The sequence below is a fragment of the Sphingomonas sp. SRS2 genome (assembly GCF_000971055.1).
GTDB lineage: Bacteria > Pseudomonadota > Alphaproteobacteria > Sphingomonadales > Sphingomonadaceae > Rhizorhabdus.
The window spans coordinates 1-1068 of sequence record NZ_LARW01000101.1; the positions used below are offsets into that span (position 1 = coordinate 1).

Sequence of the window (1068 nt, forward strand, 5' to 3'; positions counted from 1 at the left end):
GGGCGGTTTCAAGTCTGAAGTGCAACACTGGGTTGCAAGTTCATGATTTCGCGACCGAAGACCTCGGCAGGCGTTTCAAAGCCGAGACATTTGCGAGGGCGGTCGTTTAATTGTCGTGCAATTGCATTGAGGTAACCTTGCGAGATCGGCGCCAAATCCAGACCTTTGGGCAGGTACTCACGGATCAGACCGTTGGTATTCTCATTGGTCGGCCGTTGCCAGGGGCTGTGCGGATCGGCGAAATAGACGTCGATCTTCAGTTGCTTGGCCAGCATCTCGTGGCGCGCCATCTCTTTGCCCTGGTCGTAGGTCAGCGTCTTTCTCACGCACGGCGGGACATGACGGAACTTGCGCGTGAAGGCTTCCAAGGTGGCTTCAGCGGTGCAGTCGCGCAGTTTGGTCATCATCAGATAACGGCTCTTGCGCTCAACCAAGGTGCCGACCGCGCTGCGATTTCCGGCACCCTTAATCAGATCGCCCTCCCAATGGCCCGGGATCAGGCGAGCCGCCACTTCAATGGGACGCAGGTGGATCGAGGTCATGTTCTGCAGCTGGCCGCGGCGGTCCTGTCCCCGCGTGCGCGGCATCCTGGCCTTGTGGGCAAAGCGCAGCTGAGCAATCAGCTCGCTGCGCAACTCACCTCGCGGCAAGGCGTAGATGGCGCAATAGATCGTCTCGTGCGAAACGTGGCTGGCAAGATCATCCGGGTTCATCCGTCGCAGTCTGCCCGCAACTTGTTCCGGCGACCACCCCATCGCCATCAAGCCACGCACCCGACTCAGCAGCAACGAGCCGGCCTTGAGCTTGACCGTCCCACGCCGCCGGCGTGCCAGCGTCGCACGCGCTGCGCGCACCGCGTCATAGCTCTTGCCAACCGTGTTTCGCTCAACCTCACGCGTTACCGCCGACGGCGGCCGATTGAGTTGTCGGGCAATTGCCCGACAACTCAATCCCATATTCCGGCTCCGTTGAATCTCGTTGCGTTCGTCCATACTCAACTGGCTGTAGTGATTTCCCATCGGTACACCCTATCAAATTCGGGTGTTGCACTTCAGGTTAGAGCGCGCC

The 1068-nt window shown here is 59.8% G+C and carries 1 protein-coding gene; it reads right to left on the reverse strand.

Annotation, left to right across the window (positions count from 1 at the left end; genetic code table 11):
* Window positions 1-8 precede the first annotated feature (8 nt).
* The gene (locus WP12_RS14985) at window positions 9-1019 is read right to left on the reverse strand and encodes an IS30 family transposase (protein WP_046194488.1); all 1011 of its coding nucleotides are present in this window, start codon (window positions 1017-1019) and stop codon (window positions 9-11) included.
* Window positions 1020-1068: the final 49 nt, after the last annotated feature.